We start from the raw sequence: 14,573 nt of genomic DNA, 5'->3' as shown, positions 1-14,573 counted from the left end.
GATAGAAAGCGATTACAAGCTTTCTATCTTTGCTTTTTGTTCAAGTAGCTTCGTTTTTGCATCGCTAAACTCAGCTAATTTTGCTTTCTCTTTAGCAAGTACCGCTTCAGGCGCATTACTTACAAACTTTTCGTTTGCGAGTTTCTTTTCGACCTGCTCAAGACCTTTTTCTGCTTTTTCAAGCTGTTTGGCAATACGTGCAAGTTCAGCTTCTACATCAATCAGACCTGCCATTGGGATCATGATTTCAAGGTCGCCGATAAACGCAGTCGCACAAGCTGGTGCTTCGTCTTTGCTTGCAAGCAAATCTACCGTTTCCAGTTTTGCCAGAGCACTTAAGAAAGCTTGGTTTTCTTCTAGACGACGTTTGTCATCTTCGCTTGCACCAGTAAGTAACACGTTTAGCGGCTTGCTTGGACTGATGTCCATTTCACCACGAATGTTACGGATAGCAATAATAAACTGCTTCACCCACTCAAGGTCTGCCATCGCTTGCGCATCAACTTTGCTTTCGTCGAATACTGGGAACGCTTCAAGCATAATTGTCTTCGCTTCGACACCTGCGATTGGTGCTACACGTTGCCAAATTGTCTCTGTGATATAAGGCATTAGTGGGTGCATCAAACGAAGTAAGCCTTCCAATACGGTGATAAGCGTATGACGTGTACCACGTTGCTGCGCTTCATTGCCTTTAAATAGAATTGGCTTAGTTAGCTCTAGATACCAGTCACAGAATTGGTTCCATGTGAACTCATAAATGGTATTTGCCGCAAGGTCAAAACGATAGTTATCTAAGTGCTCAGAGAACACCTTAACTGTATTTTGGAATTGGCCTAAAATCCAACGATCCGCTAGAGAATACACTTTTTCGTTATCGTTGAAGCCACAGTCTTGTTCTTCTGTGTTCATCAATACATAACGGCTAGCATTCCACAGCTTGTTACAGAAGTTACGGTACCCTTCAAGACGGTTCATATCCCAGTTGATATCACGTCCCGTTGATGCCATTGCTGCAAGAGTGAAACGCAATGCATCAGTACCGTGTGCTTCAATACCATCGACAAATGTTTTGCGCGTATTCTTCTCGATTTTTGCCGCAAGCTGTGGCTGCATCATGTTGCCAGTACGTTTTGTCACTAGGCTCTCAAGATCGATACCGTCAATCATGTCTAGTGGATCTAACACGTTACCTTTTGACTTAGACATCTTATCGCCATTTTCGTCGCGAATAAGGCCAGTCACATAAACGGTCTTAAATGGAACTTGAGGTTTACCATCTTCATCTTTGATGAAATGCATGGTCATCATGATCATGCGAGCTACCCAGAAGAAGATAATATCGAAACCAGTAACCAAGGTATCTGAAGGGTGGAATACCTTTAGATCTTCCGTGTTTTCAGGCCAACCTAACGTTGAGAAAGTCCACAGTGCAGAAGAGAACCAAGTGTCTAGTACGTCTTCATCTTGTGTCAGCGTTACACTCGCATCTAGGTTATGGTTTTGACGAACTTCTGCTTCGTCACGACCAACATATACATTACCTTCGCTGTCATACCATGCCGGGATCCTGTGGCCCCACCAAAGTTGACGGGAAATACACCAGTCTTGAACATCACGCATCCAAGAGAAGTACATGTTCTCGTATTGCTTAGGTACAAATTGAATATCGCCATCTTCTACCGCTTTTACCGCAGGCTCAGCAAGAGGAGCAACGCGAACATACCACTGATCGGTAAGTAATGGCTCGATAACTACGCCAGAGCGGTCGCCGTAAGGAACGGTTAGACTGTGATCGTCGATTTTCTCGAGTAGACCAAGCTGCTCAAACTCGTCAACGATTTGCTTACGCGCATCGAAACGGTCAAGGCCGTGGAAACGCTCTGGAATTGGTGCATCCATCGCTTCAAGTGGTTTACCATCAAAAGTAAAGCACTCACCCGTATTTAGAACAGCCGCGTCTTTGTTGAACACGTTGATCATTGGCAGCTCATGGCGCTTACCAACTTCGTTATCGTTAAAGTCGTGTGCTGGCGTGATTTTTACGCAGCCCGTGCCTTTTTCCATATCTGCATGTTCATCGGCAACGATAGGAATGCGACGGTTGACGATAGGAAGTAGAATTTCTTTGCCAATTAAGTCTTGGTAACGTTCATCATCCGGGTTTACCGCAACGCCAGTGTCACCAAGCATGGTTTCTGGACGAGTGGTTGCTACGATAATGTAGTCTTTACCATCTTTTGTGGTTACGCCATCCGCAAGTGGATAGCGTAAATTCCACATATGGCCCTGCTTGTCTTTATTCTCAACTTCTAAATCAGAAATTGCAGTGTGTAATTTAGGATCCCAGTTAACTAGACGCTTACCACGGTAAATTAAGTCATCTTGATATAGACGAACGAATACTTCTTTTACTGCTTCAGACAAGCCGTCATCCATCGTAAAACGTTCTCTATCCCAATCTACAGACGCGCCTAAACGGCGTAACTGTTTGGTGATTGTGCCACCTGATTGCTCTTTCCATTCCCAGATTTTATTGATGAATTCGTCACGGCCTAAATCATGGCGTGATTTACTTTCTTCAGCTGCAAGCTTACGCTCAACTACCATCTGAGTGGCGATACCTGCGTGGTCGGTACCCACTTGCCATAGTGTGTTTTTGCCTTTCATACGCTGATAGCGGATCAAAGTGTCCATGATAGTGTCTTGGAACGCGTGGCCCATGTGTAGACTACCTGTGACATTCGGCGGTGGGATCATAATCGAGTATGCGTCACCATTGCCTGATGGCTTAAAGTAGCCATTTGACTCCCAGTCTTGATACAAAGACTGTTCAATATCTTGTGGATTGTAGGTTTTATCCATTACACAGAACCCTAAAAATGCTATTTCTCAATGTCTTCAGTGGAAATTGTTGCGCCAAGTGCACGAAGTTGCTTAAAGCGTTCTCGTGCGGCTTGCTTAGCGCTGGCTTCAACAGGCACAAAATCTATCACCTGTTCAAAGCGACGAATAAAGTCAGGGACGACCCGAGCCAGATTAATCAGCACGGGGCGACGAGCAGCAGGAGGCATAGTGCCAATTTCCACTGGTGCGCCGCCTTTGGGGCCTTCGCCTTGTAAGTTGTGGGGCACAAACCTGTCTGCGTCAAAACACCAAAGGTGCTCATCGAATAAATGAGCGTCGTCAGTATTATCGACGTTAACAAAGATACGGTGTCCAGCTTGATATAAGCTCGCCGCAGTTTGTGCTGCCAGATCAAAATGAGCCGGAACGCTAATCCCCGGCTCATCGTTTTGTTTTAACACGTAAAAGCGCGCTTTGATAGTCATGATAATAATACCAATTGCGAGGAGTTCTGAGGTTTGCCACAGGCTCCACAGCTGCTCAATATCTGTAATCTTGTTTACCGTGATAGCGTAGACGAAGAAAATCAGTATGCGCGGCTTAGTTTAAAACTAATTATAGCGCCACTTAAATGCACATAAATAAGCCTGTATTCTGCCATATAAAGGCACCACCATCAATCAAGATACCGGATAAGCTGAATAAAATATGGCAAGGGGTGAGGAGCGCTTGCTGATATGGTTTAGTTGCTTTGTAGGCTTAATTTGGCGCGGGATATAGTCGCGGGGTAAACCCGCTGCAACATCATGTCGCGGGATAAACCCGCTGCTACATCATGTCGCGGGGTAAATCCGTTGCCACATGTCGCGGGGTAAATCCGTTGCTACATGTCGCGGGATAAACCCGCTGCTACATGTCGCGGGATAAACCCGCTGCTACATGTCGCGGGATAAACCCGCTGCTACGGTTTGGATTAGCCTTTTGTAGCAGCGACTTTATGTCGCGACTTATGCTTGTTAAGTATCGCGACTAGACTATTAGTCTTGCTGCGCGTCCGTGATATTGGCGCGGTTAAGTAAGTATTGCATCAGCATAGGCACAGGACGACCTGTAGCGCCTTTGTTCTTGCCGCTGCGCCATGCTGTACCTGCGATGTCTAAATGCGCCCAGTTGTACTTTTTAGTAAATTTAGACAAGAAACACGCGGCTGTAATTGTGCCAGCTGCGCGACCACCTAAGTTCGTAAAGTCTGCAAATGGGCTCTCAAGTTGTTCTTGATAATCATCCCAAAGCGGTAGTTGCCACGCTCTGTCGCCGCTTTGCTCTGACGCTTTTAGCAAATCATGGGCAAGCGGGTTATGGTTCGATAATAAACCTGTTGCATGGCTACCAAGCGCAACAATACATGCCCCCGTTAAAGTCGCAACATCAACAACGGTTTCAGGCTCGAATGCTTCAACGTAAGTTAGTGCATCGCACAGTACTAAGCGGCCTTCGGCATCTGTATTGAGTACTTCAACGGTCTGGCCCGACATAGTGGTTAAAATATCGCCCGGACGGTAAGCATCGCCTCCAGGCATATTTTCGCAGCCAGCTAAAACGCCAATCACGTTAAGTGGCAGTTGCATTTGTACGACAGCTCGCATCAAGCCAAGCACGCCCGCGGCTCCGCCCATGTCGTATTTCATTTCATCCATCGCTTCGCCAGGTTTGATAGAAATACCACCTGAGTCAAATGTTAAGCCTTTACCCACAAACACGATTGGTGCTTGGCCTTCGTCACCACCGTTATAGTGGATAACTGACATCACTGATTCGTTGCGACTGCCACGGCCAACCGCTAGGTATGAGTGCATACCCAGCTCTTCCATTTCTTGTTCGCCAACAAGGTTAACGGTAACGTTATCAAAGTCTTCAACCAACTGTTGTGCTTGCTCGCCCAAATAACGAGGGTTGCAGATGTTTGGCGGCATATTAGCAACGTCTTTACACAGCTTACTACCTGCTGCGATAGCAAGACCGTGCTCAATCGCGCTTTCACCGATTGTTAATTCACGACGCGTTGGTACGTTAAAGACGATTTTACGTAGCGGGCGTCTAGCCTCACTCTTTTTGCTTTTTAGTTGATTAAAGGTATACAGGCAATCTTGCGTGGTTTCGACCGCTTGGCGAACTTTCCAGTAAGTATCACGGCCCTTAACATGTTGCTCGGTCAGAAAACATACCGCTTCCATTGAGCCAGTTTCATTTAACGTATTGATGGTCTTAGAGATGATTTGTTTGTATTGTTTATCGTCGAGCTCTCTTTCCTTACCACAACCCACCAACAAAACGCGTTCGCTGAGTACATTTGGTACATGATGAAGAAGTAGAACTTGTCCTGGTTTGCCTTCAAGATCACCACGTCTAAGTAAATTTGAGATATAGCCTTCGCTTATTTTATCCAGCTGTTCACCAATTGGTGAGAGACGGCGTGGCTCGTATACACCTACAACAATACATGCGCTACGCTGTTTCTCTGGACTACCACTTTTAACGCTGAATTCCATTGCGACTCCTGAGTCTTTGTCATGTCATTTTGAACTTTTTATGCCAGCACACTTTCCTACATTAAAGTCATGAATATGCTTTAACCTTAGGTAGGATATTCCGGCGCATTGACATATAATAAAGTGACTAAAATAATCAGTTTACTCAATTTTTCCCACTATTCCAGTGAAACAAGACGTTTTATAGGGACGAACATTGCTTATTTTCCGCTATTTAACGGGTGAAGTACTAAAATCTCAGGTTGCGGTTTTTCTCACCTTAATGACAATATTTTTGTCACAAAAGTTTGTACTCATTCTGAGCTCAGCGTCTGAAGGGAGTATACCGGGTAAGTTAGTACTTGCTATGCTTGCGTTGAAACTGCCACAGTTGGCCGGATATATTTTACCGCTTAGTCTCTTTCTAGGGATCATTTTAGCCTATAGTCGCATCTACGCCGACAGTGAAATGACGGTACTGCGCGCTTGCGGGGTCAGTGAGTGGTATGTGGTTAGGGTGACTTTAGTCTCTAGTGTGTTTTTTGCATTACTGGCCGCTTGTGTGAGTATGTATATTGCACCTTGGGCGAGCGAAAAAGAGTACCAATTAAGAGAGCAAGCCGATGCGGAGTCGGGGCTTTCTACTCTCAGAGCCGGTAGATTTCAGCAAACGGGCAATGAAAAAGCGGTGGTATTTGTTCACGGTATTAGCGAACAAGGCCGCGAATTAGACAAAGTGTTTGTCGCGCAATTGCCCGAGAAGGACTCAAATCAAGCCGCTCGTCTAGTGTATGCGCAAAAAGGTGAAGTGATTGAGCTTGATAGTGGTGAGCAGCAACTACTCCTTCATGAAGGTAAGCGTTACGAGACTGATGGCTTCAGCCAAGCACTTAATCGCACTGAATTTGGTACTTATCAAGTGCAAATTAAAGAACAAGAAATTGAGCACCAGCGCCGTAAATTAGAGGCTATTCCAAGCTTACAGTTACTTGAAATGGATACGCCAGAAGCAAAAGCGCAATTTCAGTTGCGATTGTCGGTGCCTATTTCCATTTTATTACTCACTCTATTGGCTGTGCCTCTGAGTGTGGTTAACCCAAGACAAGGCAAGTTCGCTAAGCTCGTGCCAGCAATTACCCTGTATTTGGGTTATTTCATTTTACTCAATGCAGGCAAGTTTTTGTTAGCTGAAGAAAAAGTACCAGCCTCAGTCGGTCTCTGGTGGATCCACTTAAGTGTGCTCTTTATTGGCGTTTATTTAATTGCGAAAGGAAGACCTTTTGGTGTGTGGGTTCGCTCGGTATTTATGAAACGGGAGACGACGGTATGATGAAGACGCTAGATTGGTATTTAGGGCGTAGCATCTTACAAACCACAGGTTTCGCGCTATTAGTTTTTGTTGGGATCAATACGCTTATTAAGTTTATTGAGCAACTGCGCTCGGTTGGTCGTGGCAGCTATGATTTACTCGGTGCCATGCTCTATACCATTTACAGCATGCCAAGCGATATCGTGGTATTTTTCCCGATGGCTGCGCTGATAGGTGGACTGATTGGGCTTGGTGCACTTGCCTCAAGCAGTGAACTAATTGTGATGCAAGCGGCTGGGTGGTCGCGTTTTCAAATTATTATGTCGGTGATGAAAACGGCAGTGGTGCTTGCACTACTGATGATGGCGCTTGGGGAGTGGGGCGCACCAAAAGCGGAGCAAACCGCAAAACGGTTAAAAAACGAAGCAATTTATGGCGGTGAAGTCTATAGCGCTCAGCGTGGTGTTTGGGCGAAAGATGGCGGCAATTTTATTAACATTGGTAATGTTGAAAAAAACGGTAAGCTTAAAGATATCGCGATTTATTATTTCGATGATTCACTAACACTGGCAAAAATAGTACGTGCTCAGTCGGCGCAAAGTATGTCTAACGGCTGGCAATTGCAAGACGTGGAAGAAGTACATATCGATCAACAGCAAATTACAACGCATTATTCAAAATCAATGCTCTACGAGTCTGAATTAAGCGAAGACAGATTGGGTGTCGTGTCGGTAGAGCCTGATGCTTTGTCTTTTACGGGGTTATGGTCATTTCTCGCTTATCTAAAGCAAAATGAGCAAGATTCAAGTAGCTATGAACTCGCGCTGTGGCGTAAGGTGATGCAGCCGCTGACGATTGGGGTTATGCTACTAGTGGCTTTGTCATTTATCTTCGGGCCACTGAGGACGGTGAGTATGGGCGCGCGGATTATTATGGGCGTGGTAACAGGCTTAGCCTTCCACCTGAGTAATGAAATTTTTGGCCCTATTGTGATGGTATATCAAGTTCCACCGGTGGTTGGCGCGTTAATGCCAAGCTTGTTATTTATTGGATTGGCTATCCATCTGCTGAAGAAACAAAATTAACGTTTTGAATTAAATAAAGAAATAGGCCTCATGTTGAGGCCTATATTTTTTATGGACATGGCTAATGGAATAGGCTGCTATTTGAAGCTTAGATTAATCTAAGCTGTTATAAACCTTTTTATTTTCCTCTTTGCTGAGTACTACCACTTCAGTGCCACACAGCATATCCTGGAGCGATCTTTTCTTTTTAAAGTCTAACAACACTATCAGATTACCCAGCCCAAGTAGTGCGCATAGGCTACGAGCGATTGCTTTTGGCCAAGTTAACAGTGCTCCGTCGGGGTTTTGCACTTTTAGGCGCCATGCGCGCATGCCGATAGTTTGACCGCTCTTAGTCCAAAAATAGGCAAAAAACAGCACTGAAACCAACACTAATAAAGTGGCTCTAAGTGTATATAAAATGGGATCCGCTTGGATCAGCGCCGATACGTCTTCATGATTACCAAGCGTGAGCACGTTAAATGAAATTAAGGCATTGATAGTTAGTAAAAATAACACGGTAGTCAGCATTGCGAACGCGACGACCACTAAGCTGTCGTATATAAGTGAAGCCAAGCGACGGCTGAAATTCGCTGGAGCAAAATGTGACATAACAACTCTCATAATTACAAGGTTGCGGGGTATTTTACACATAAACCGATAAAACGTTTACTGAATTACGTTAACTAATGGATTAGTAATGCCCAGTCTTTATAGCTTTGACATGAATAAAGTTGAATTTAGAGCAATATTTAACTACTTGTGTGCAAATAACAAGCAGTTAACGCCTTATTGCAAAAAAATTACTTGCCGTTCTTAATCGCCTTTGTATAATGCAAAGCATAGAGACGAAGGCAAATAAAAAAAGCCTGAGCTCAAAGTGGTTTTTCTTTATTTTCTCTTGTTTTAGAAGATGAAAGAAAAATTATGCCAGTGTGATGGAATTGGTAGACATGACGGATTCAAAATCCGTTGCCTTCGGGCGTGGCGGTTCAAGTCCGCCCACTGGTACCACTTTTTATAACCCTTGCTTTTTAGCAGGGGTTTTTTTATGCCTCAAATTTATGCTTTGAAATTATGATATCGGACTTGGACGCCACGCGGGTGGCGCTAATACAGGTTAAGAGCCCGCCCACTGGTACCACTTTTTATAACCCTTGCTTTTTAGCAGGGGTTTTTTTATGCCTCAAATTTATGCTTTGAAATTATGATATCGGACTTGGACGCCACGCGGGTGGCGCTAATACAGGTTAAGAGCCCGCCCACTGGTACCACTTTTTATAACCCTAACCAATTGGTTGGGTTTTTTATGCCTCGAATTGTAGGTCGAGATTTATCTCGACGAATTGGTCTTATCTCGATGAATTGATTTAAGCAAGCGTCACATCACAGGTGCTATTCGTCGCTACAAATCAAGCCACCTCCACGATTCAACCTATAATTCTAAACTGACAGTTACTTCCTCACAAAACTGGCGGTTTTCGGTAAATTGCCTATGCTTTTGTAATTAAATTGGTTTATTGTAGATTTAGGCAGCTAAATTTTATTGGGCAAGAGAGGCGATGAAGGTAACTGTAGAAAAGCAAACCATAGTGCTGTTATCGTTGTTTACCATCGTGTTCTGGAGTTTGACTTTCTACGCGGTAAAGCTTATTTCTCACTCTATTGTGGTTCAGGAAGTAAGCGAAAGAACCGAAACGGTAAGGTCTAACATTTCACTTGTCCGCGCTAAAATTGAAAACGCCATATTTATGGACACCTATCTGGCTGAGAGTTTAGCGACCTTTGTTACAATTGATCCTGACTTTGCAATTGAGCATTGGTCTCATGTGGTTGCTAAAGCCGTTGAAAAGTCGACGCTGATTCGCCATGTCGGTCTCGCACCAAATAATATCATTAGTCATGTCTATCCAGTTGAAGGGAACCGAGCGGCTATCGGTTTCGATTTTCGCACTAACCCTGAACAATTTCGCACTGTTGAAATTGCAAGAACCTCTCAAAAGGTATTTATCGCCGGTCCATTACAGCTAGTGCAAGGCGGTGAAGCGTTGATAGCGAGGTTTCCTGTGTTTTCGGATTATCCGAGGAATGAAAACTACTGGGGCGCGATTAGTGTGGTTCTAGATTATCAGAAGCTGCTTGAATACAGTGGCATTAACGAATTGGACAGTGCCACTTTAGCGATTCGAGGTCGAGATGGACTCGGTGAACAGGGGGATGCCTTTTATGGCTCTGCTACCTTGTTTGAAACTCCAGATTTAGTCATCCCAATCAACTTACCATCTGGTGAGTGGCAGCTTGTGGCTGATTATCAAATAGACGAGAGCACTTATGCAAAAGCAAGGCAACAAGCTCAGATTTTGGTTACTGCTGTTGCCTCAATATTGTTTCTCTCGTTATTAGTGCTCTATCGATCGTATCACTTAGCACATACCGCCTCGTTGCAAGATGATTTAACTAAGTTGCCCAACCGTCGCTATGCGATTAGACAACTCAATACGTTACTTGGTCGTTCAGAGCAACCGTCATTTGTGCTGCTTAACCTCGATCTAAATAATTTTAAACAAGTAAACGATAAGTTTGGTCATGAAGTGGGAGATAAGCTGTTACTCCATGTCTCGTCAATTTTGATGAACTCAGTGCGTGTGTATGATTTTATCGCGCGATTGGGGGGGGACGAGTTTGTTATTATTTTGCACAGAGTTTCAGAGGACGCTTTGGTTAACTCAATTATAAAAAATATTAAGGAGCAGGTTGAAAAGCAACCGCTACAAGTTGATAGACACACTATTCAAGCGACGGTAAGCGTTGGCTATGCTTTCCCTTCAGCAAATCAAGATAGTGTTTCGGAACTCATGGCTCGCGCCGATCACAGTATGTATTACGATAAAAACCTGTCGCAACGACAACAAGAAAGTGAGTTTTTGGAAACAAATCAGGAAACCCAATAGAACTATACTAAGCTTACAGAGTATCAATTAAGTGAGAATGTGCCGTGCAGCTAAAGCAGTCAGTTCTATTTTTCAAAATTGCCGCGTTGACTTCTGCGATTGTGATCATTTTTGTCAGCTGGTTTTTGTATTACGAAGTGAGTCGTAGTGCCCGCCTTACCGCACAACTTACTCAGCTGCAAACCGCTCTACAACGAACCATGGATCAAGAAGAGCATATTCTTATTCGAGCACAAAAAGATGATGTTTCTGCCATCCCGCAATTAAAGTACAGCTATCAGGATAGCTTTAGTAGCTTGCTTAATTCTATGGCCAATGAAGAGGCCTTGCTGCCTTTGCTATTACAACTCGATGAACTGTCAAAAACCTACTTTAGTAAACTAGACGAACTTATCCGTTTGCATGAGCAACTCGGCTATGACGAAAATGCAGGTATTTATGGTGATTTCAGACGTAGCGCCCATGCTTTGCAGGAGCGAATTTCTGGTAAGGCTATGCCTCAGTTGGAAATTGCCATATTGGAGTTAAGGCGTCGAGAAAAAGACTTTTTGTTAAGAGCTGACTTAAGTTATTTACAGCAGCATGAACAACTTGTCATGCATGCTGAGCAACTAATCAAAGACAGTGCGCTTAGTGAAGAGATAAGCAACTTGCTTAAACGTTATGAAGCGGGTTTTGCAAGCTATGTTGCTATTTTGCGAAAGCTAGGTTTGCACGATGGTGAAGGCGTACGTGCGGAGCTATTCACCGAGAAGCAAAAATTAAGAAGCCAGTTTGAACTGGTATCAATCCGTACCCAAGCCGTTACGCAAGAACGTAAAGAAAGTATCATTTTATATGGCCTCATTTTAATTGTACTGATGAATATTGCTGTGCTTATCTTACTGAATTATCAAAATAGCAAAGTCACACGGCATATACTGGCTATTAATAAAGTACTCGTAAAAGTTGCTAAGCTTGAAGACTTTAGCTTAAGGGTGAATATTGACGGTAACGATGAGATTGCACAAATTGCTCATCAACTCGATGACCTATTAGCATTTATTGAAACCTTGCTTGCGCGCCTAAGCGCAGCGCAGCAACGTTTGATTGAAGAAGCCAAAATGGCGAGCTTAGGAAATATGGTGAGTGGCTTTGCTCATGAGCTTAATACGCCGCTTGGTGTTGCTATTACCAGTCAATCGCATTTAAAAGAGCAAGTCGCGACACTAAAATCGCAACTTGAACTTGGGAAGTTACAGCGGCAAACCTTGACGACACTAATTACTGAGGCAGAAGCCGCGCTATATTTATTAGAAAATAACCTCCACCGCACAGCCTCGTTAGTAGATGATTTTAAGCTAGTGGCAGTGAATCGAGAGTTTGAAGAAAAGAGTTCGTTCAACCTTAAGCATTTAGTTAAAAATGTCTTTGATTGCTACCAATCAGAATTAAACCAAGAAGACTATGCCATTGAACTCGAAATCCCCGAAAACTTAACTTTAATAAGCTACCCGTCGGTGTTTAGCCAAGTTGTTGGGTACAGTATTAACAACTGCATCAAGCACGCCAAGATTGACGGGCAAAAGCTCAATATTGTGGTATCTACCGTGTTAATTAATGACTATATCCATTTTTATTTTAAAGATGATGGTGCCGGTATAGATAAAGAGCTATTGCCTGCTATATTTGAGCCTTTCGTTACTTCAAAGCGTTTTTCGGGGGGGACAGGACTTGGCTTGAGTATTGTATATAACTTAGTAACACAGAAGTTGAAGGGCGAAATCAAAATGCAAAGCCCTGCGCATGGCGGTGCCTGCTTGCATATTATTTTAACCGGAACAGAGTTTAATTTTATAGAAGAATGAGTAACCTGAGCGCGGGATAACAACTCGCGCTCTAGCGGCCGTTATTTCTTATACCGATTTGCTTATCTGAATACAGCTTATGTAAGGTAAATAAAGTAAAAAAAGCCAGCATGACTGATCATGCTGGCTTTTATTCGGTTTATTGGCAGTAGGAGTTAGCCTTTTTTGCTCGCGACCCACTCATCAACAAATGATTCAAGCACGTTTAGTGGAACTGGGCCATTTTTCAGTACGACGTCGTGGAACTCACGAATATCAAACTTATCACCCAGTTCTTTTTTAGCGGCTTCGCGAAGTTCTAGGATCTTCAACATCCCCACTTTGTATGCTGTCGCCTGTGAAGGCATAACAATATGGCGCTCTACCATCTTCACTGCGTCTGACTTAGCATTTGGTGTGTTGTTTACGTAGTAATCAATACCTTCTTGACGTGTCCACTTCATTGCGTGGATCCCTGTATCTACAACTAAGCGGCATGCACGCCATAATTCCATCGCTAAGCGACCAAAGTCTGAATAGGGGTCTTCGTATAAACCCATTTCTTTTGGTACAAGTTCAGAATATAAGCCCCAACCTTCGATGTATGCAGTGTAGCCACCAAACTTACGGAATTTAGGCATATCTTCTAGCTCTTGAGCAATCGCGATCTGCATGTGGTGACCCGGAATACCTTCGTGATAAGCCAAGGCTTCCATTTGGTAAGTTGGCATCGCTTCCATGTCGTAAAGGTTTGCATAGTAAACACCAGGACGTGAGCCGTCAGGCGCGGGTTGCTGGTAGAAAGCTTTACCTGCAGATTTTTCGCGGAATGCCTCTACGCGTTTTACTATCATGTCCGCTTTTGGCTTAACGATAAACAGCTCATCCAAGCGTGACTTCATATTATCGATCATCGCTTTGGCTTCGGCTAAATATTGTGCCTTACCAGCTTCTGTATTGGGAAGGTAAAACTGTTTGTCGGTTTTCATGAACTCCATAAAGGCTTTTAAATCGCCTTTGAAGCCCACTTTTTCTTTGATTGCTCGCATTTCGTCATGAATACGCGCCACTTCAGATAAACCGATTTCGTGAATTTCTTCAGCGCTTAATGCTGTGGTTGTCGTACGTGCTAGGGCGTTATTATAAAATTTTTCGCCGTTAGGAAATTTCCACGCACCGTCACGTTTGTCTGCTTTTTTCTCAAGTTTATGTAGGTAACCAATCAACTTGTTATAAGCAGGTTTTACTGCTGTTGTTAGCGCATCTGTTGCTTCTTTTACCAGCGCTGATTTCTCGTCTTCACTGATTTCAAGTGTTGCTACTTTGCGTTTGAAGTCAGCCAGTAACGTTGAGTCGTCACCCGCAGCAAATGGCGCACCTTTAATGATATTTTCACTTGATTCAATGACGTGAGGGAAAACGAATTTTGGTGCAATAATACCTTTATCCGCACGCGCTTTTAAGTCAACGATGAGCTGATCAAATACAGCCGGTACGCCGTTTAAACGTGAAATATACGCTTTGGCATCTTTGACATCGGTAATTTGGTGCTGGTTGATTAAAAATGCAGGCACCATTGAGTGCGTACCATACATCTGATTTACCGGATATGAGTGATAACGCCATTTAAAATCTGCAATGGTGTTTTCAAGACCTTGCTTGAATAAGTCGTAGCTCACTTGCGTATTGGCATCTAGCTTATTTCGATCAATTGCATTAAGCGCAGCTAAGTCTTGTTTCGTCAGTTCAAGATCTTCAAGTTGGCGCGCTTCGCTGCCGTCATCCCACTTGTCGTAGTCTTGTTTGATACCCATATAAGTTTGGTAAACTGGGCTACGCATTACGCCACGGGTAAACGACGCTTCAAAAAGTGCGTTCGCCTTTTCTACTTCACTTTTTACGACTTGTTGTTCAGCTTTTGGAGCAGGTGCTGGAGAGTGTGTGGTTTGTTGACAGCCAGCAAAAAGCGCGACGCTTACCGCTGCTGCTAAAATGGTTAATTTACGCATTTTATACCCTTTTATTATATGTTGCCGAATGGCGGTTTTCAT

At 43.8% G+C, this 14,573-nt stretch carries 9 protein-coding genes and 1 tRNA gene; 5 read left to right on the top strand and 5 right to left on the bottom strand.

All coding sequences use genetic code 11. The features are described 5' to 3' along the window. Positions 1-12: 12 nt before the first annotated feature. The 3 genes from L3V43_RS18240 to pepA all read right to left on the bottom strand — a co-directional run bounded on the left by L3V43_RS18240 (position 13) and on the right by pepA (position 5,393). Positions 13-2,862 (bottom strand): valine--tRNA ligase, encoded by a 2,850-nt coding sequence (locus L3V43_RS18240; RefSeq protein WP_237117120.1) that lies wholly within the window; start codon positions 2,860-2,862, stop codon positions 13-15. A 20-nt stretch (positions 2,863-2,882) separates the two neighbouring features. After that, positions 2,883-3,329, bottom strand: a complete 447-nt coding sequence (locus tag L3V43_RS18235) for a DNA polymerase III subunit chi (protein WP_010377414.1) — start codon at positions 3,327-3,329, stop codon at positions 2,883-2,885. 552 nt (positions 3,330-3,881) lie between these two features. Further along, complete coding sequence (pepA, locus tag L3V43_RS18230) at positions 3,882-5,393, bottom strand: leucyl aminopeptidase (protein ID WP_010605633.1); 1,512 nt, start codon at positions 5,391-5,393, stop codon at positions 3,882-3,884. A gap of 196 nt (positions 5,394-5,589) precedes the next feature. Here pepA and lptF point away from each other — a divergent pair, with 196 nt between their 5' ends. Further along, on the top strand, positions 5,590-6,702 hold the full coding sequence (gene lptF, locus L3V43_RS18225) for an LPS export ABC transporter permease LptF (RefSeq protein ID WP_102056161.1): 1,113 nt from the start codon (positions 5,590-5,592) through the stop codon (positions 6,700-6,702). Beyond that, complete coding sequence (lptG, locus tag L3V43_RS18220) at positions 6,699-7,766, top strand: LPS export ABC transporter permease LptG (RefSeq protein ID WP_102056162.1); 1,068 nt, start codon at positions 6,699-6,701, stop codon at positions 7,764-7,766. The genes lptF and lptG overlap by 4 nt, the downstream gene beginning before the upstream one ends. Before the next feature lie 93 nt (positions 7,767-7,859). On the opposite strand, the gene L3V43_RS18215 is transcribed toward lptG, so the two are convergent. Further along, positions 7,860-8,357 carry an RDD family protein gene (locus L3V43_RS18215; RefSeq protein ID WP_102056163.1) on the bottom strand — a complete coding sequence of 166 codons (498 nt, stop codon included), beginning with the start codon at positions 8,355-8,357 and terminating at the stop codon, positions 7,860-7,862. Between the two features lie 317 nt (positions 8,358-8,674). On the opposite strand from L3V43_RS18215, the gene L3V43_RS18210 reads away from it, so the two are divergent. The 3 genes from L3V43_RS18210 to L3V43_RS18200 all read left to right on the top strand — a co-directional run bounded on the left by L3V43_RS18210 (position 8,675) and on the right by L3V43_RS18200 (position 12,543). Further along, positions 8,675-8,759: transfer RNA gene (locus tag L3V43_RS18210), tRNA-Leu, on the top strand. A 548-nt stretch (positions 8,760-9,307) separates the two neighbouring features. Continuing rightward, a complete protein-coding gene (locus L3V43_RS18205) occupies positions 9,308-10,696 on the top strand; it encodes a diguanylate cyclase (RefSeq protein WP_235368681.1) in 1,389 nt (462 codons plus the stop codon). 44 nt (positions 10,697-10,740) lie between these two features. After that, the gene (locus tag L3V43_RS18200) at positions 10,741-12,543 is read left to right on the top strand and encodes a HAMP domain-containing sensor histidine kinase (protein ID WP_237117121.1); all 1,803 of its coding nucleotides are present in this window, start codon (positions 10,741-10,743) and stop codon (positions 12,541-12,543) included. Positions 12,544-12,698: 155 nt separating this feature from the next. Here L3V43_RS18200 and L3V43_RS18195 read toward each other — a convergent pair whose 3' ends face one another. After that, positions 12,699-14,531, bottom strand: coding sequence for a DUF885 domain-containing protein (locus tag L3V43_RS18195; protein WP_237117122.1), 1,833 nt, complete (start codon positions 14,529-14,531; stop codon positions 12,699-12,701). Between the last annotated feature and the right edge of the window lie 42 nt (positions 14,532-14,573).

Origin of the sequence: Pseudoalteromonas sp. L23, from assembly GCF_021728455.1 — a bacterium.
In the GTDB taxonomy this organism is placed as follows: domain Bacteria; phylum Pseudomonadota; class Gammaproteobacteria; order Enterobacterales; family Alteromonadaceae; genus Pseudoalteromonas.
The sequence above is the reverse complement of the archived record's forward strand: the minus strand, read 5'-3'. Positions and strand labels throughout refer to the sequence as shown.

Coding starts and splice junctions, on each gene's coding strand:
- L3V43_RS18240 (WP_237117120.1), bottom strand. CDS start 2,862: ATGGATAAAACCTACAATCCACAAGATATTGAACAGTCTTTGTATCAA.
- L3V43_RS18235 (WP_010377414.1), bottom strand. CDS start 3,329: ATGACTATCAAAGCGCGCTTTTACGTGTTAAAACAAAACGATGAGCCG.
- pepA (WP_010605633.1), bottom strand. CDS start 5,393: ATGGAATTCAGCGTTAAAAGTGGTAGTCCAGAGAAACAGCGTAGCGCA.
- lptG (WP_102056162.1), top strand. CDS start 6,699: ATGATGAAGACGCTAGATTGGTATTTAGGGCGTAGCATCTTACAAACC.
- L3V43_RS18215 (WP_102056163.1), bottom strand. CDS start 8,357: ATGTCACATTTTGCTCCAGCGAATTTCAGCCGTCGCTTGGCTTCACTT.
- L3V43_RS18205 (WP_235368681.1), top strand. CDS start 9,308: ATGAAGGTAACTGTAGAAAAGCAAACCATAGTGCTGTTATCGTTGTTT.
- L3V43_RS18195 (WP_237117122.1), bottom strand. CDS start 14,531: ATGCGTAAATTAACCATTTTAGCAGCAGCGGTAAGCGTCGCGCTTTTT.